The 18,020-nt window shown below is 72.8% G+C and carries 11 protein-coding genes; 10 read left to right on the plus strand and 1 reads right to left on the minus strand.

Annotated elements, in window-relative coordinates:
• Nucleotides 1–117 precede the first annotated feature (117 nt).
• On the plus strand, nt 118–1,473 hold the full coding sequence (locus AAEP86_RS18040; protein ID WP_420368655.1) for an MFS transporter: 1,356 nt from the start codon (nt 118–120) through the stop codon (nt 1,471–1,473).
• On the opposite strand, the gene AAEP86_RS18045 is transcribed toward AAEP86_RS18040, so the two are convergent.
• Nucleotides 1,436–2,341 carry a DMT family transporter gene (locus AAEP86_RS18045; protein ID WP_420368656.1) on the minus strand — a complete coding sequence of 302 codons (906 nt, stop codon included), beginning with the start codon at nt 2,339–2,341 and terminating at the stop codon, nt 1,436–1,438. The genes AAEP86_RS18040 and AAEP86_RS18045 overlap by 38 nt on opposite strands.
• 71 nt (nt 2,342–2,412) lie before the next feature.
• Here AAEP86_RS18045 and AAEP86_RS18050 point away from each other — a divergent pair, with 71 nt between their 5' ends.
• The 9 genes from AAEP86_RS18050 (at nt 2,413) to AAEP86_RS18090 (ending at nt 17,973) form a co-directional block, all read left to right on the plus strand.
• Complete coding sequence (locus tag AAEP86_RS18050; RefSeq protein ID WP_420368657.1) at nt 2,413–3,261, plus strand: LysR family transcriptional regulator; 849 nt, start codon at nt 2,413–2,415, stop codon at nt 3,259–3,261.
• A gap of 48 nt (nt 3,262–3,309) precedes the next feature.
• Nucleotides 3,310–4,122, plus strand: a complete 813-nt coding sequence (locus AAEP86_RS18055; RefSeq protein WP_420368658.1) for a fructosamine kinase family protein — start codon at nt 3,310–3,312, stop codon at nt 4,120–4,122.
• A 73-nt stretch (nt 4,123–4,195) separates the two neighbouring features.
• Complete coding sequence (locus AAEP86_RS18060) at nt 4,196–6,358, plus strand: ArnT family glycosyltransferase (RefSeq protein WP_420368659.1); 2,163 nt, start codon at nt 4,196–4,198, stop codon at nt 6,356–6,358.
• Nucleotides 6,359–6,393: 35 nt separating this feature from the next.
• A complete protein-coding gene (locus AAEP86_RS18065; RefSeq protein ID WP_420368660.1) occupies nt 6,394–7,113 on the plus strand; it encodes a response regulator transcription factor in 720 nt (239 codons plus the stop codon).
• Nucleotides 7,110–8,672, plus strand: coding sequence for a sensor histidine kinase (locus tag AAEP86_RS18070; RefSeq protein WP_420368661.1), 1,563 nt, complete (start codon nt 7,110–7,112; stop codon nt 8,670–8,672). The genes AAEP86_RS18065 and AAEP86_RS18070 overlap by 4 nt, the downstream gene beginning before the upstream one ends.
• Complete coding sequence (locus AAEP86_RS18075; RefSeq protein WP_420368662.1) at nt 8,669–8,944, plus strand: hypothetical protein; 276 nt, start codon at nt 8,669–8,671, stop codon at nt 8,942–8,944. Before AAEP86_RS18070 ends, AAEP86_RS18075 begins: the two co-directional genes overlap by 4 nt.
• Before the next feature lie 228 nt (nt 8,945–9,172).
• Nucleotides 9,173–10,453 (plus strand): glycosyltransferase, encoded by a 1,281-nt coding sequence (locus AAEP86_RS18080; RefSeq protein ID WP_420368663.1) that lies wholly within the window; start codon nt 9,173–9,175, stop codon nt 10,451–10,453.
• Between the two features lie 165 nt (nt 10,454–10,618).
• Complete coding sequence (locus AAEP86_RS18085; RefSeq protein ID WP_420368664.1) at nt 10,619–16,186, plus strand: glutamate synthase-related protein; 5,568 nt, start codon at nt 10,619–10,621, stop codon at nt 16,184–16,186.
• On the plus strand, nt 16,183–17,973 hold the full coding sequence (locus tag AAEP86_RS18090; RefSeq protein ID WP_420368665.1) for a sulfite reductase subunit alpha: 1,791 nt from the start codon (nt 16,183–16,185) through the stop codon (nt 17,971–17,973). The genes AAEP86_RS18085 and AAEP86_RS18090 overlap by 4 nt, the downstream gene beginning before the upstream one ends.
• Nucleotides 17,974–18,020: the final 47 nt, after the last annotated feature.

The following is an 18,020-nucleotide window of genomic DNA, read 5'->3' on the forward strand; positions in this document are numbered from 1 at the left end:
CGGGGGCACTCGGTGGACATCCTGAGGGCCGACGTGCACCGTGCGGCCTACGGTCCGACCGGTGCCGCGCCGACCAGCGCAGGACGCACGACGCACGACGCACGACGAGGAGCGACGATGACGACGGCCGACCGCACCACCACCCCGGGCAACCGGGGCTTCCTCCGCCGGATGACCTTCGCCTGCGCGTGGGGCGAGGGACTCGACGGGTTCGACCTCGGGGTCATCAGCGTCGCCCTGCCGGCGATCACCGCCGCGCTCCACCTCGACCCGGCGCTCGCGGGGCTGATCGGTGCGAGCTCGCTCATCGGCATCTTCATCGGCGCCCCGCTCGCCGGGTGGCTCACCGACCGCTTCGGCCGACGCCGCGTCTTCACCGTCGACGTGCTCGCGTTCATCGTGCTCGGCCTGCTGCAGGCGTTCGTCGCCGACGGCTGGCAGCTGTTCGTCGTCCGGGTGCTGCTCGGGGTCGCGATCGGGGCGGAGTACTCGATCGGCGCCGCGATGCTCGCCGAGTTCGCGCCGTCGAAGGACCGTGGTCGTCGGTTGTCGGGTCTGCTCGTCAGCTGGTACGGCGGGTACCTCGTGGCGGTGGTGACGGCGTACGTGCTCATCGACGCGGTCGGGCTGAGCTGGCGCTGGGTGCTCGTCACGAGTGCCGTCCCCGCCGTCGTGACCGCGGTCGCCCGCATCGGCTTCCCGGAGTCGCCCCGGTGGCTGCTCGGCAAGGGGCGCGAGGACGAGGCCCGCGCAGTGGTCCGGGCGCACCTGGGCGGGGACGACTACTTCACGCGGGAGCAGTACGCCGCCGAGGAGGCGCGCCCCGGCGGCTACCGCGTGCTCTTCGCGCCGGGCAACCGCGGTCGGCTCGCCTTCATCTCACTGTTCTGGGCGTGCAACGTCGCGCCGTACTTCGCGATCTTCACGTTCGCCCCGACCGTCCTGAAGTCACTGCAGTTGTCGAACGAGGCGGCCGGCACCATCACCGTCAACGCCATGGCCGCGGTCGGGGCCCTCGTCGGCATGCTCACGATCGAGCACCTCGGTCGTCGCCGACAGCTCATCCCGCCGTTCTGGATCATGGCGGTCGCGCTCGCCGCCGTCGGCGTCTGGGGTTCGGCGCCGGGCATCGTCGTGGTGCTCTGTTTCGCGGTGTTCTCGTTCATGAACGCGCTGCAGGGGAACCTCACCGCCGTCTACCCGATCGAGGTCCTGCCCACCGAGGTGCGGTCCACGGGCGTCGGCTTCGCCGCAGCGGTCAGCCGTGTCGGTGCCGCCGCCGGGACCTTCCTGCTGCCGGTCGGGATCGACTCGATCGGGATCGGCGCGTGCATGCTCGTGGCGGCGGCGATCTGCGTGGTCGGCGCCGTGCTGTCGCAGGCGATGGCCCCGGAGACGACCGGCCGCGGCCTGCACGACACGAGCACGCAGCCGCTCAGGCAGCAGCCGTCGCGGGTGCACGCCGACGGGTGAGCACCCCGGACGCCAAGGCGATCCCGACGAGCACGACGAGCCCGCCCACCGGCTCGTTCCACCGCACCCGCTCGCCGAGCACGACCACGCCGAGCGCCACCCCGACCACCGGCGTCAGGTACGTGACGGTGGACGCGCGGCCCGCTCCCCAGGCCTGCACCAGCCGCGTGTTCCAGGCGTAGGCCAGCCCCGTGCCGACGCAACCGAGCGCGACCATCGCGGCCACGATCCTCCAGTCCAGCCGCACCGGGCCGGTGGCGATGACGGGCGCGACGAGCAGGAGCAGACCGGACGCCAGCGTCAGCTGCACCGTCGCGAGCGTCACCGGGTCGTACGAACTCGCGACGGCCACGCGGCGGAGGTAGGCGAGCCCGACGCCGTAGCAGGCCGTCATGCCGAGCAGCGCGACCTGTCCGGGAACGCTCGCGAGCACGGCCGGATCGGCGAGGACGTCCCACGGCCCGACCAGCACGAGCACGCCGACGATGCCGAGCACGATGCCGACGACCTGCCGACCGCGGAGCTTCTCGGAGGGCACGAGCACCGCGAGCGCCGCCATCGTCATGATCGGCGTCGTCGCGTTGTAGATGCTCGCGAGCCCGGACGGCACCGTCTGCTCGGCCCAGGCCATGAGCGAGGACGGCACCGCGTTGAGGAACACCGAGACGACGAGCAGGTGGCCCCACACCCGCGGTTCGCGGGGCCAGCGCCGCCGGGTGGCCAGCAGGACGACCACGAGCGTGAGGGCCCCGAGGACCGTGCGGACGGTGGCCACCTGCTGCGGCGCCAGACCGTCGAGGCCGATCTTGGCGAACAGGAAGCTCGATCCCCACGTGAGTGCGACGAGGAGGTAGAGGACGGCGTTCATGTGGCCTAGTGTCGACACCGACTCTCGCATGCGGCAAACGCATGCGGTTCATGACGGCATGAGGACGGCACATGAGCGTTTCGATCCCCCAACTCCGGGCCTTCACCGCCACCGTCGACGCGGGGTCGTTCACCGGGGCGGCCGTCGCGCTCGGGGTCGGCCAGTCCGCCGTGTCGCACGCGGTCGCCGGGCTCGAGCGCGAGGTCGGCGGCGCGGTCGTCCGACGCGGCGGGACCGCCGCGACCACCCCGCTCGGCGACCGCCTCCTCGCGCACGCCCGCAGCGTGCTCGCCTCCGTCGACGCCCTGGAGGCGGTGGTCCGGCCCGCCACGGCGCGCGGCACCGTGCGGCTCGCCGCCGTCCCCACCGTCTGCCAGGGCCTGCTGCCGCGCCTCCGCGAACTGTGGGCGGTGACCCTGCCCGACGTCGACGTGCAGGTCTACGAGGGCGACGACGACGAGATGCCCGAGTGGCTCGAGGCCGGCACCGTCGACGCCGCGGTGCTGGTCGACCCGTCACCCGTGCCCGACGGCGGCGTGGTCGTCGCGCAGGACGAGATGGCCGCCGTCGTCCGTCGCGACCACCCGCTCGCGGACCTGCCGGCCCTGACGCTCGACGACCTGCACGAGGACGGCCTGGTCGCCGGTGGCGGCGGCTGCGAGTACCAGATCCAGCGCCTGCACGAGCTCGACGGGCAGCCCTTCCGCTACGCCCACCGCGTGCGGGAGATGAGCACCATGTTCGGGATGATCGAGCGGGGCGAGGGGGTCTCGATCGTGCCGACGCTCGGCCGCGTGATGCTGCCGCCGGACCTCGTGATGGTGCCGATGGCACGACGCCTCGAGCGGACGCTGGTGCTGAGCGGGCCGTCCTCGCGCGCCTGGCACCCGCTCGCGCGCGCCCTCGTCGACGCTGTGTGACCACCGACCGGTCGAACAGCGGCGCGGCCGGACGGGCACGATGGACCCGTGCCCGAGACCCACGTCAAGACCTTCACCGACCCCGACGAGGCGACCGCCGAGGCCGCCGGCCTGGCCTGGCTCGCCGAGGCCGAGGACACGGGCGGCACCCGGATCGCCCGGGTCCTCGCACAGCCGTCGCCGACCGTCCTGCACCTCGAACGGATCAGCGACGGAGCCCCGACCCGCGCCCAGGCGGAGCGCTTCGGCCGGTCCCTGGCGCGCACCCACGCCGCCGGCGCCGCGCACTGGGGCGCGCCGTCGCCGGGCTTCCCCACCGCGAACGGCCTGCGCATGGGTCGGTCCCGCACGCCCTTCACGTCGGCGGCCGACGCCCCGGCGACCTGGGGAGCGTTCTTCGCCGAGTACCGCATCCGCGACTTCGTGCAGCGGATCGTCGACCGCGGGGGCTTCGACGCCGCCGAGGCCGCCGTGTTCGACCGGGTCGCCGACCGGCTCGAGGACGGGACGCTCGGTTCCCCGCAGCCGGCGCTCGTCGGGGACGGACCGGCGCGGTTGCACGGGGACCTCTGGGCGGGCAACGTGCTCTGGCCGACCGACACGACCGAGCCGACGGGCGCGGTGCTCATCGACGCGACCCCGCACGGTGGGCACGCCGAGACGGACCTGGCGCTCCTCGCACTGTTCGGCCTCCCGCGGCTCGAGACGGTGCTCGCCGGGTACGACGCCGAGTCCCGGCTCGCCGACGGCTGGCAGGAGCGCGTCGAACTGCACCAGCTCGCGCCGCTGCTCCTGCACGTGTACCTGTTCGGCGGGTCCTACACGGCGGCGGCCCTGCGCGCCGCGCGCCGGTACGCGTGACGGCGCCGACTCCTTAGGCGACGCACAGGCCGCGCAGTGCCGCGGTCGGGGAACGCCCCGGATGCTCATCGGCATGACCACCTACCCGGTACCCGTGACCGATCGAAGCGATGCCGCGCGCAGTGCCGCGCAGGATCGGCGCCGCCCGCCCGTCGCCCGGCTGTTCCTCGGCGAGCGCGAGGACGCTCGCTGGCTCCGACCGGCGTTCTGGGCGCTCCTCGCCCTGACCGCCGTGGTGTACCTCTGGGACCTCAGCGTCTCCGGCTACGCCAACAGCTTCTACGCCGCAGCCGTGCAGGCCGGCACGAAGTCGTGGGAGGCGTTCTTCTTCGGCTCCCTCGACTCGTCGAACTTCATCACAGTGGACAAGCCCCCGGCCTCGCTCTGGGTGATGGTGCTGTCCGCCCGGCTGTTCGGCTTCTCGAGCACCAGCCTGCTGCTCCCCCAGGCGCTGATGGCCGTCGGTTCCGTCGCCCTGGTCTGGGGCACGGTCCGCCGCACCCTGGCCCGACTCGGCGCCACCACCGCGAACGTCGGCGCCCTGCTCGCGGGCTTCGTCGTCGCGGCGACCCCGGCGGCGGCGCTGATGTTCCGCTTCGACAACCCGGACGCCCTGCTCGTGCTGCTCATGACCGCCGGGGCGTACTGCACGGTGCGAGCACTGCCGAAGGGCAGCTGGAGGTGGATCGCCCTCGCCGGGGTCGCCCTCGGGTTCGCGTTCCTGACGAAGATGCTGCAGGGCCTGCTCGTCCTGCCCGCCTTCGGCCTCGTCTACCTGTTCGCCGCCCGCACCGGCTGGGGCCGGCGGGTGATCGGCCTGCTCATCGCCGCTGTCTCCCTCGTCGTGGCCGCCGGCTGGTGGGTCGTCGCCGTGTGGCTCTGGCCCGCCGAGTCCCGCCCGTACATCGGCGGATCGACGAACAACACCGTCCTCGACCTGGTGTTCGGCTACAACGGCCTCGGCCGGATCTTCGGCGGCTCGGGCAACGGCGGCGGAGGCGGCGGCACGACCGGCGGCACCGCTGGTGGCTCCTTCGGTGGGTCGACGGGCCTGAACCGGCTGTTCTCGTCCGAGATGGGCCTCGAGATCTCGTGGCTCCTGCCCGCAGCGCTCATCGCACTCGTGGTCGGTCTGGTCGTCGTCGGACGCCGTCACCTCGCCGACCCGGCCCGCGCCGGACTCGTCCTGTGGGGTGGCTGGCTCCTGGTCACCGGCCTCGTCTTCTCGTTCATGTCCGGCACGATCCACCCGTACTACACGGTGGCGTTGGCCCCGGCGATCGCGGGGCTCGTCGGGACCGGCGGTGCGCTGCTCTGGCACGCCCGGGAGCGGTTGCTCGGCCGCCTCGGCCTCGCCGCGATGACCGGCGCGACGGCGTTCTGGAGCTGGTGCCTGCTGAACGAGGACCCGACGTGGCTGCCCTGGCTCCGCTGGGTGGTGCTGGCCGGCGGTCTGCTGTCGGCAGCGCTCATCGTCCTCGGCAGCGTCCCGTCACTCCGCCGGCTCGTCACGATCGGTGTCCTCGTGGGCAGCCTGTTCGGCCTCACCGGCACCACGGCCTACGCCCTCGTCACGACGACCGTCGCGCACTCCGGTTCGATCCCGAGCGTCGGTCCGGCGGGCAGCGGCTCCGGCGGAGCGGGTGGCGGTGGCACCGGGGGCTTCCCGGGAGGCGCGGGCGGGCCGGGCGAGTCGGGCTCCGGTTCCGACTCGGGGAGTTCCGACGGCTCGTCGGACTCCCGGCAGGGTCCCGGCGGGACCCCTCCTGAGGGCATGACCGGCGAGGCACCGCAGGGCGCGACCGGCGAGGCGCCCGGCGGCTCCGCCGACGGCACCACCGACGGCTCCACCGACGGCCCGCCCAGCGGCACCGGCGGCGCGGGCGGCGAGGGGTCGACGACCTCGTCGGCGCTCAAGGAGCTGCTCGAGGCGTCCGACGCGAAGTGGGCGGCTGCCGTCAACGGATCGCAGTCGGCCGCGCAGCTCGAACTCGACACCGACACCGCGGTGATGGCGATCGGTGGCTGGTCGAGCGACCCGGCACCGACGCTCGCCCAGTTCAAGGCGTACGTCGCCGACGGGGACATCGGGTACTACGTCTCCTCCGGCTCCGGTGGCGGCGGCATGGGCGGCGGTTCGTCCACCGCCTCGGCGATCCAGGAGTGGGTCGCGGCGCACTTCGAGTCGACGACGGTCGGCGGGCAGACCGTCTACGACCTGCGCACCACGAAGTGATTGACGACGAGGGCGCGGTGGATAGGCTCCCCGACGTGACCGGCCAACCGCTGCAGCGCACCGACGGCACCCCCGTCCGCGCCCTCGTCGTCGACGACGAGCACGCCCTGGCCGACGCCGTGGCGCTCGCGTTCGAGGAGGACGGCTGGGCCGTGCGGTCCGTGCACCGCGGCCGCGACGTGCTGTTCGCGGCTCGGGAGTTCCGACCCGACGTCGTCGTGCTCGACGTGATGCTGCCCGACATCGACGGCTTCGAGGTGCTCGAGCGGCTGCGGGACGCCCGTGACGACGTCCGCGTGCTGTTCCTCACCGCCCGCGACGCCCCGGAGGACCGGCTCGCCGGACTCACCGGCGGCGGGGACGACTACCTGACGAAGCCGTTCGGCATCGCCGAGCTGCTCGTTAGGGCACGCATCCTCGCGCGCACCTCGGCCCGGGTCGCCTCGGTGGGCGGCACGGAGGTGGTGGTGGGCGACCTCCGGCTCGACGAGGACGCCCGGGCCGTCAGCCGGGCCGGTGAGCCGGTCGACCTCACGCCGACCGAGTACGAGCTGCTCCGGCACCTCGTCAGGAACGCCAACCGTGTCCTGTCACGGGAACAGCTGCTGGCGAGCGTGTGGGGGATGGACTTCGGCACGTCGTCCAACCTCGTGGACATGTACGTGTCGTACCTGCGGAAGAAGCTCGACGTCGGACGCGAGCCGATGGTGCAGACGGTGCGGGGCGCGGGCTACGTGCTCCGGCCGACGACGTGAGTCGACGCGGGGAGGCGACCCGCGCCTCCCGGCCGTCCCGGGTGCCGTCGTTGCGGTGGCGGATCGTGGCGGCCGTGGCGCTGCTGCTCGTCGCGACCAACGTGGTCGTCGGGGCGGTGACCGTCGTCGCGTTCCGGGGTTACCTGGTCGACCGGCTCGACGCGGACCTGTCGACGGCGGCGGACCGGACCGCCGGCGGCCGCGACGGCGCGGACGCACCCACCGGACCGCCGCCCGGATCGTCCTCGTCGGACCGACCGGACCCCGACAACGCCTTCATCGGAGCGCCCGGACAGGCCGCCGGCACGGTCGTCGCGATCGTCCGCGACGGGAGCGTCGTCCTCGGCGGGTACACCGACAGCGAGGGCGACCAGCACGGCCTGACGTCCGCGCAGGAACGCACCCTCGCCGCCGTCGACAACGGAGCGGTCCCGGTGACGATCACCCTCGGCGGCCTGGGCGCCTACCGGGTGCAGACGGTGGAGCACGACGGCGACCGCTTCGTCACCGCGCTCCCCCTCGGGGACCTCGACGCCGCGATCGCCCGGCTCCTGCTCGTCATCGGCGTCGTCACGGTCGTCGGGCTGATCGTCGCCGCCCTCGTCCTGCGACTGCTCGTCCGGCGTTCCCTCCGACCGCTCGAGCGCGTCGCGTCCGTGGCGTCCGACGTGACCGCGCTCGACCTGGAGCGCGGCGATCCGGCGATCCCGGTCCGCGTCCTGCCCTCCGACCTCGCGGCCAACCGCGAGGTCGGACAGGTCGGCACCGCCCTGAACCGGCTGCTCGGGCACGTCGCCCGCGCGCTCGTCGTCCGACGCGACGCCGAAGCCGGGATGCGGACGTTCATCGCCGACGCCTCGCACGAACTGCGGACGCCGATCGCCACCGTGCGGGCGTACGCCGAGCTCACCGCGTCGTCGTCGGACGTCGAGGCCATCCACCGGAACGTCGACCGGATCGAGCGCGAGGCGGTCCGGATGGGCGACCTCGTCGAGGAGCTCCTGCTGCTCGCGCGCCTCGACGCGAGTGCGATGGCCTCTGGTCCGGACCCCGCACGGGAACCCGTCGACCTGACCTCGCTCGTCGTCGAGGCGACCATGAACGCCCGCGCGACCGCGCCCGGACACCGCTGGACGCTGCAGGTGCTCGACGACCATCCGCTCGTGGTGTCCGGCGATCCGCGACAGCTGCGACGCGTGGTGACGAACCTGATCGTGAACGCCCGGACGCACACCCCCTCCGGGACTGCGGTCGTCGTGTCGCTGCAGCGGGTCGGGGAGGTCGTGCGGTTCGTGGTGGCGAACGACGGGCCGGCGATCCCGCCCGACGCGCTGCCGACGCTGTTCGACCGGTTCACCCGGGGGGAGGCGTCGAGGTCGCGGGAGCACGGTACGAGCGGGCTCGGTCTCGCCATCGTGCGGGGCGTGGTGTCGTCGCACGGCGGGAGCGTGCGTGTGGCCTCGGAGCCGGGGCGCACGGCGTTCACCGTGGACCTGCCGTTGACGGCTCCGCCCGGGCGGACGCACACTGGGTCCACCGGGACGAGGGGACCGCAGTGACGAACGAGGACGACTTCACACGACTGCCCGATCGACCTCGGGCAGAGGACCTCGTGGTCGAGGTCCCGGCCTTCGAGGACGACCGGCCGGCGCCCGAGCCGGCACCGCCGGCGGCAGCGCCGGAGCTCGTCGCCGCGACCGAGTTCGCCCGGACATCGCACGCCGCCCCGACGATCCGGCGGACCCAGTTCCGTGCCGGCGCCTGGATCGCCGGCGTGCCGATCGCCGTCCTCGCCGTCGTCGCGGTGGTCCAGATCCTGCTGCCCCGCTGAACCCTGCGCGGAGGTGTCGAGCGGTACGCCGTGGCCAGCCGGGAGGGCGCGGGACCCGAGCGCCCAACCGTCCGGATGGGTCTCGGGCCCACTTCTCGGTGCTCAGTGCATCGAGCACGTACGACGTCTCCAGCGTCACATGTCACACGCCAGCCGTGATGCGGACGGCAAGCGTTCTTAGACGGGCCACAGGGGGCTGCTCCGGTCCGCTTGCCCGCGCTGCCGAGCATGAGCGGCATGACCGACACGGACCAGACCCTCGACATCGACATCGTCGTGCCCTGCCACGACGAGCAGGACACCCTCGCTGCACACGTCCGGCGGTTGCACGCGTTCTGCCGGACGTCCCTGCAGCACTCGTGGCGCATCACCATCGCCGACAACGCCTCGACCGACGACACCGCACGGATCGCGGACGACCTGGCCGCGATGCTGCCCGAGGTGCACGCCGTGCACCTGCCGCTCAAGGGCCGGGGCCGGGCACTCAAGGCCGTGTGGGGTGACTCCCCCGCAGCCGTGCTCGTGTACGTGGACGAGGACCTCTCCACCGACCTCGCAGCGCTCGAGCCGCTCGTCGCGCCCCTGCTCTCCGGACACTCCGACGTGGCGATCGGCACCCGGTTGGCGGGTTCCTCGCGGGTCGTGCGGGGCGGCAAGCGGGAGTTCATCTCCCGCTCGTACAACCTGCTCCTCCGCAGCACCATGGGCGTCTCGTTCTCCGACGCGCAGTGCGGCTTCAAGGCCGTCACCCGCGAGGCCGCGGACCACCTGCTCCCCCTCTGCGAGGACGACGCGTGGTTCTTCGACACCGAGCTCCTCGTGCTGGCCGAGCACGCCGGACTGCGCATCCACGAGGTCCCGGTCGACTGGGTGGACGACGTGAACAGCTCGGTGCACATCTCCTCGACGGCGACCGAGGACATCAAGGGCATGTGGCGCGTCTCCCGCGGCCTCGCGACCGGCCGGATCCCGATCGCACCCGTGTACGACGCCATCGGACGACGGCCCTTCACGACGCCGCACGTGGGCATCGTCGGGCAGGTGCTGCGCTTCGGCACGATCGGTGTGCTGTCCACCGTCGCGTTCGCCCTGCTCTACGCCCTGTTCCGTCCGGCGATCGGCGCACAGACGGCCGACTTCCTGGCCCTGCTCGTCACGGCGGTCGGCAACACCGCACTCAACCGCCGGTTCACCTTCGGGGTCCGGGGTCGAGCCGGCGCCGGTCGGCACCACGTGCAGGGGCTCGTCGTGTTCGGCATCGCGTGGGCGATCACCGCCGGGTCGCTCGTGCTGCTCCACGCGAGCACACCGGAAGCGTCGCACAGTACCGAGGTCCTGGTGCTCACCACCGCGAACCTCGTGGCGACCGGGGTGCGGTTCGTCCTGTTCAAGGCGTGGGTGTTCCGGAGCCGCCGGCGCCCGGAGATCCTCCGCGCCGCCACCGTCCCCGACGCGGGAGAGCCCACCATCGGGACGGAGCCCGTCGCGGCGGACGAGCGCGCCGCGTGACGCCTGGAGGAGCAGTGTTGCGTCGGCGGTATACCAACCCGTAGCATCGCCTCACCGCACCACAACCCCACAGGGCCCGACTGTCACCACCGGTCTGCCCGCGGCGAGCGCTCCATCGATGCAGCCTGGCCGTCCGCTGCCGGCAACGCCCCTCTGGACCCGCCCGTGTACCCCTCCTTCCCCGGTCTCCACGACCCTGCCCGCGAATCGTCCGACTGCGGCGTCGGGTTCATCACCCGACTCGACGGCACGCCGAGCCACGACGTCATCCGCAAGGGCGACGAGGCCCTCTGCTCGATCCCGCACCGCGGCGGCAAGTCCGCCGAGGGCGTCGGGGACGGTGCCGGCGTGAGCATCGACCTGTCCGTCGAGTTCTTCAGCGCGATCACCGGCCAGCAGCTCCGCGCCGGCCACTTCGGCGTCGCGAACTGCTTCGTGCCGTCGGACGCCGCCGAGCGCGCCGTCGCCGAGCAGGTCGTGACGTCGGCGATCGAGCACGAGGGCTTCGAGCTCCTGCTCGTCCGCGACGTCCCGGTGGACCACTCCGTCGCCCGCCCCGAGGCCGAGCAGTACCAGCTGCCGATCGTGCAGTGGGTCTTCCGCGCGCCGTCGGAGTGGGAGCGCACCGAGGTCGACGCCGCCGCGAATCGCGCCCTGCTCGCGATCGAGGTCGTCTCCTACGGCGAGGCCGCCCAGCAGCGCGCCGAGCACGCAGCCCTGTACCCGCTGTCGTTGAGCGCGCGGACCCAGATCCTGAAGGGCCGGCTGAACTCGGGCGAGGTCATCGGGTACTTCACGGACCTGCGCGACCCGCGGCACTCGGTGCGGACGCTGTACTTCCACACCCGCTTCTCGACCAACACCGAGCCGCACCCGACGATGGCGCAGCCGTTCCGGCTGATGGCGCACAACGGCGAGTTGAACACCGACCGGAAGAACCGCCTGTCCGACGACGCCCTGGCGCGGGCGCGCACCCGGAGCATCGTCCGTCCGCCCGGGCAGTCGGACTCCAGCCGCCTCGACCAGACCCTGCAGAGCCGCGTGTTCGACGACGGCCTCGAGATCGTCGAGGCCGTGGTGTCGCTCATGCCGCCGGCGTGGGAGAACGACCGCAGCCTGTCGCCCGAGGTCCGGGACATGCTCGAGTACTTCTCGCTCTACGAGGAGAAGAACGACGGTCCCGCCGCGGTCATCTTCAGCGACGGCGACGTGGTCGGCGCGCGTCTGGACCGCCTGGGTCTCCGGCCGCTGCGCTCGGTGCAGACCGACGAGTACCTCATGGTGTCGTCCGAGGCCGGCCAGGTCACGTTCGCCGCGGACGAGGTCGTGCACCGCGGTCGCATCGAGGCCGGCGGCATGCTCGTCGTCGACCACCGCACGGGCTCGCTCATGCGCACGGACGACGTCCTCGCGATGCTCGCCGCGCGACGTGACTACGGCACCCTCCTGGAGCAGGCGCGGGTGAACCTCGACGACCTGCCCGCACCGGACTACGAGCGCACGACCTCGACCCTGGGCTACGACGGCGACCTGTCGCTCGCCGGCCGCTACGTCGCGTACTCGCTGAACCAGGAGAGCTTCCGGTTCATGCTCGACCCGATGCTGCAGAACGGGTCGGAGCGCATCTCGGCGATGGGCTACGGCAACGCGATCAACGCCCTGAGCGACACCGAGGGCGGGATGGCGAAGTACTTCTCGCAGCGCTTCGCCCAGGTGACGAACCCGCCGCTCGACTCGATCCGCGAGGCGGACGGCATGAGCATGCGGGTCTCGCTCGGCAGCAAGCCGGACGGGACGGGCAGCGCCACCGGGACGCCGACCCGGCAGCTCGTCGTGCAGTCGCCGATCCTCGGGCACCTGGACATGGTGCGACTGCGCGACCAGGACGTCGTGCCGCTCGAGCGCTTCGACATGCTCTACACGCCGGTGCTCGGCGACGAGCAGGCCAACGCGGACGCGGTGCGCGCCGCCGTCGACACGCTCTGCGCCGCCGTCGAGCAGTTCGCCCGCACGACCGGTGGCATCGCCGTGGTCTCGGACCGCGAGGTCTCGACCACCCGTGCCCCCCTCCCCGTGATCCTCGCGGTCGCGGCGGTCAACCAGCGGCTCATCGAGACCGGTCTGCGCCTGCGGGTCTCCGTGGTCGCCGAGTCCGGTCAGTTGCCGTCGTCCCACCACGTCGCGACGGCCCTCGGCTTCGGTGCCGCGGCTGTGTACAGCCTGTCGGCACGGCTGCGTGCGGAGGAGAAGTACCCCGCCGCCCCGGCGCCGGCCGGCGAGCTCACCGCGACCGACCTCGCCCTGAAGCGCTTCCGGAAGGCCGCCGAGAAGGCCCTCGCGAAGACGATGGGCCGCGTCGGGCTGTGCACGGCCGAGAGCTACATCGGTGGCGAGTTCTTCGAACCGAACTACCTCGACACCCGCGACGACCTGTTCGCCCGGGTCTTCCCGCACATGCAGGCGCCGGTCGGCGGTGTCGGCTTCGCCCGCATCGCCCAGGCCGCGACGGACTGGCACGAGCGTGCCCGGACGGTCGCGTCGGAGGGGCAGGTCCCCCTGCTCGGCCTGTTCAAGGAGCGGTCCGACGGCGCCGGCCACTCGTTCGGCGTCGCGAGCGTCCGTGGCTTCGGCGGCATGACCGAGGAGCGACCGGCGTTCGAACGCTCCGGCGACTCGGACGCGCTGCGCCTGCTCACGCTCGGCCAGCTCGACGACGCGTTCGGCATCACCGACGCCGCGTACCGGAACACCGGGTACGACCGGCTGAGCGACGCCGAGATCGACGCGCACCGCATCACACCGGGCTACGTCACCTTCCTGCAGACGACCCACGACGAGCGGTCGCGCCGTCCGGCCGCGCTCCGCGACGTGCTCGCCCTGCCCGCCGACGTCACCGGCATCGACGAGGCCGAGGACTTCGCCCGCGAGCTCGGGCGGTTCGCGACCTGCGGCAACGCCAGCATCACCGTGCGCGGCCTGTCCGGCTCGCGTCCGGCGGACGAGCAGGACCTGCCGGGAGGCACGACCCGCTTCCGCCTGCAGCTCACCTCCACGGGGACCACGGGTGCACTGCGCCACGCGGCCCTCGCGGACGGGCTCGCGCTGCTCCACCCCGGCCAGGTGGACGTCGACTCCGTCGACGCGGACCAGGTGACGCTCCGCGCCACCGGCACCGCGGCGGAGCTGCTCGCGCTGCTGCGGAGCGCCCCGGCGAGCGTCGCGCTCGACGAGGTCCAGCCCGCGCACGAGGTCACCCGGACCCTGGCGTCCGGTGCGATGAGCCACGGCGCCCTGGTCGCCACCGCCCACGAGGCCGTCGCGCACGGCACGAACATGGTGGGCGGGATGTCGAACAGCGGCGAGGGCGGCGAGCACCACTCCCGCTACGGCACGATCCGCGGTTCGCGCATCAAGCAGTTCGCCTCGGGCCGGTTCGGCATCTGGGCGGGGTACCTCGCCGACCCGATGCTCGAGGAGATCGAGATCAAGATCGGCCAGGGTGCGAAGCCCGGCGAGGGCGGGCAGCTGCCGGCGCCGAAGGTCACGGTGGACATCGCCGCGGCCCGTGGCGGGACCCCCGGTGTCGAGCTGATCTCCCCGCCGCCGCACCACGACACGTACTCGATCGAGGACCTCGCGCAGCTCATCCACGACTGCAAGGCGGCCCGCGTCCGGGTGATCGTGAAGCTCGTCTCCTCCGAGGGCATCGGCACCATCGCGGTCGGCGTCGCCAAGGCCGGCGCGGACGTCATCAACGTCGCGGGCAACACCGGCGGCACCGGCGCGGCGGCGGTCACGAGCCTGAAGTACGCCGGTCGCTCCGCGGAGATCGGCGTGGCCGAGGTGCACCAGGCCCTCGTCGCGAACGGTCTGCGCCAGAAGGTCACGCTGCGCTGCTCGGGCGCGCACCAGACCGGCAGCGACGTCGTCACGAGCGCCCTGCTCGGCGGCGACAGCTTCGAGTTCGGCACGACGGCGCTCATGATGCTCGGCTGCGTGATGGCGAAGAACTGCAACGTGAAGTGCCCGGCGGGCCTCACCACGAACGCCGAGGCGTTCGAGGGCGACCCGCGCGCGCTCGCGCAGTACCTGCTGAACATCGCCCACGACGTCCGGCAGATCCTCGCCCGCCTCGGCCTGCGCTCCCTGCGCGAGGCCCGGGGCCGCACCGACCTGCTGCAGCTCCTCGACCACCCGGCGAGCGTCGGACGGCTCGACGTCCGCGCGCTCCTGGCGCAGGTGCCGGAGAAGGTCGTCACCGACCCCGAGTACCTCGAGAAGGACTACCGCACCGACGACGCGCTCATCGCCCGCGTCCGCGCCGCCCTGGTCGACGGTCACGACCACGACCTCCTGGTCGACGGCGTCGTCCTCGGCAACGCGGACAAGTCCGTCGGCGGGCAGCTCGGCATCGACGTCGAGCGCCTGCTGAACCACGAACTGCGCGACGCCGACCTGTCCGCGCACCCGGCCATCACCACCGACGACCGCGGCCGCCGCCGGCTCGTCGACGGCGCGGTGACCGTCCGCACGAGCGGCTCCGCCGGCCAGTCCTACGGGGTGTTCACCAACGACGGCATCACCCTCGACCACACCGGCACCGCCAACGACGGCGTCGGCAAGAGCCAGAGCGGCGGACGGATCGTCGTCCGCGCGCCGGGCGGCGGCAGCGCGGTGCCGGGTGGCAACGTCCTCGTCGGCAACTTCGCGCTGTTCGGCGCGACGGGCGGCCGCACGTTCGTCGAGGGCGAGGCGGGCGACCGCTTCGCCGTGCGCAACTCGGGGGCCACCGCGGTCGTCGAGGGTGTCGGCGACTTCGGCTGCGAGTACATGACCGGCGGCGCCGTGTTCAACCTCGGGTCGTTCGGCAAGGGGCTCGGCAACGGCATGTCCGGCGGGTTCCTGTACCAGTACGACCCGTCCGGTCGGGTCACGGAGCGCGCCAGCACCGACTCGCTGCTGGTGTTCCCCGTCACCGACACCACCCGTGGCGCCTTCCACGAGGACGCCGCACGGCTGCTGCTCGAGTGGCACCTCGAGGCCACCGGGTCGGAGCTCGCCGCACGACTGCTCGCCGACTGGGACACCACCCGGCAGCACGTGTACGTCGGCATGCCCCGGGCGCTCCTCCTCGCGCAGGACTCCGACGAGATCCTCGCCGCCGCGACGCGGAACGAGCTGCTCGACGAACTGGCGACGTCGATCGCGACGGACAAGCTCCGCGCGTTCAAGGTCGACTACCGCGACCAGCGGGCCGTGCTCGACGGCCGAGCCCCGGCGCTCGGCGACCAGGGCGGGGACATGTTCTCGCTGCTGTCGTCGTACACGGTGCTCGGCGTCGCCCAGGACCTCGCGCTCGAGCGGGTGCCGGGTGCCGCGGGGCCGAACGACCCCCGCGTGACCGAGGCCGTCAGGAACCTCGTGCTCACCGAGGACTTCTTCGTCAAGCAACGCGTCGTGAAGTACCTCCGCGGCACGCTCGAGCGGTTCGCCGACGACGAGCTGTCGACCCTCATCGCCATCAAGCGCCTCGACGACCACAAGCGCGCGCTCACGCAGCGGAACAACCGCAGCATGGACGCGCCGGGCACCACCGGGTGGATCATGCACCAGAACGCCAAGAACACCGGCCGGGTCCGAGCGGCCCGCTTCGACGAGCTGCTCGCCACCGCGGCGCTCGAGGACATCGCCCGTCGCGCCCCCGAGGTGCCGGCCGAGGCGGTGACCGCGTGAGCCTGCTCCCACCGACCGGGTCGCTGATCCCGGTCGACGCACCGTTCTCCGCAGCGCAGGAGTCCTGGCTGGCCGGGTTCATCGCGGGCATCGCGGCCGCGGGCAAGAAGGCAGCGCCCGCCGCGCCGACGACGACCGTGGACGTGCTCTTCGGCACCCAGACCGGCAACGCCGAGTTCCTCGCCGACGAGCTCGTCGCCGGCGCCAGGGCCCGAGGGCTCGGCGGGCGTGCCACCGCGCTCGACGCCGTCTCCCCGGAACAGCTCGCCGCGATGTCGCACGTGCTCGTCGTCACCTCGACCTACGGCGAGGGCGAGATGCCCGACAACGCCGGACTGTTCTGGGAGGCGCTCCAGGCCACCACCGTGCCGCGGCTCGAGGGGCTGCAGTACGCGGTCCTCGGCCTCGGCGACACGAGCTACGACGAGTTCTGCCAGGCCGGCAAGCTCATCGACACCCGCCTCGAGCAGCTCGGCGCCACCCGGATCCACGACCGGGTCGACTGCGACGTGGACTTCGAGGACCCGGCCGCGCTCTGGACCGCCGGCGTCCTCGACCGGCTCGCCGCCGAGGCCGGCGCGACGGCCGCCCCCGGCGCGACCACGGGCGGTGGAGCCGGCGTGGCTGCCGGCGCGTCCGACGGGGCGGGGGCGAGCCGCGCCTCCCGTCCGGGGTCGCAGTGGAACAAGCGGAACCCGTACCCGTCGACGCTCGTCGAGAACCGGCTGCTCTCCTCGCCGCGCAGTGCGAAGGAGATCCGGCACTACGAGTTCGACCTCGGCGACTCGGGGATCGCGTACACGGCCGGTGACGCCCTCGCGGTGGTGCCGACCAACGACCCGGTGTTCGTCGAGCAGCTGCTGGAGCAGGTCGGCGCGAACGGTTCGGAGACCCTCGACGGGCGCGCGGTCGCCGAGGTCCTGCGGACCGACCGCGAGATCCGGACCCCGTCGAAGGACCTCGTCGCGGACCTCGTGCAGCGGGCACCGACGAGTGAACTCGCGGCCGTGGTGTCCCACGGGGACAAGCACGAGCTGGACCGTTGGCTCTGGGGGCGCGACGTCCTCGACCTGCTCCGCGGTGCCGGGGAGGCCGCTCCCGGCCTGGACGAGCTCCTGCCGAACCTCCGGCCCCTGCAGGCACGGCAGTACTCGATCTCGTCGAGTCCCCTCGCGCACCCGGACCGCATCCACCTGACGATCGCGTCGGTGCGCTACGGCGACCCGCACCGGATGCACGCGGGGGTCGCGTCGACGTTCCTGGCCGACCGGGTCGACCCGGACGGCACCGTCGACGTGTACCTCCAGCCGAACGCCGCGTTCGGTGTGCCCGCCGACGACAGCGCGCCGATGATCATGATCGGTCCGGGGACCGGCGTCGCACCGTTCCGTGGCTTCCTGCACGAGCGCGCCGCGTCCGGCGCGAGCGGCAGGAACTGGTTGTTCTTCGGCGACCAGCACCGTGCGACCGACTTCGTCTACGAGGACGAGCTGACCGAGCTGCAGGACCAGGGCGTGCTGCACCGCCTGGACCTGGCGTTCTCGCGCGACCAGACCGAGAAGGTCTACGTGCAGACCCGGATGCTCGAACACGCGGCGGAGCTCTACGCCTGGCTCGAGGACGGCGGCCACGTGTTCGTGTGCGGCGACGCGTCGCGGATGGCGAAGGACGTCGAGGCTGCGCTCCTGTCGGTCATCGGCTCGCAACGCGGTCGCGGTGCGGACGACGCGCAGGCGTACCTCGCCGACATGCGCCGCGGGAAGCGGTACGTGCGCGACGTCTACTGAGCGCGGGCGAGCCTGGTCGGTCCTGCCACGACGTCGCCCCGGTGCGG

It is taken from the genome of Curtobacterium sp. L1-20 (genome assembly GCF_048755855.1).
GTDB lineage: Bacteria > Actinomycetota > Actinomycetes > Actinomycetales > Microbacteriaceae > Curtobacterium.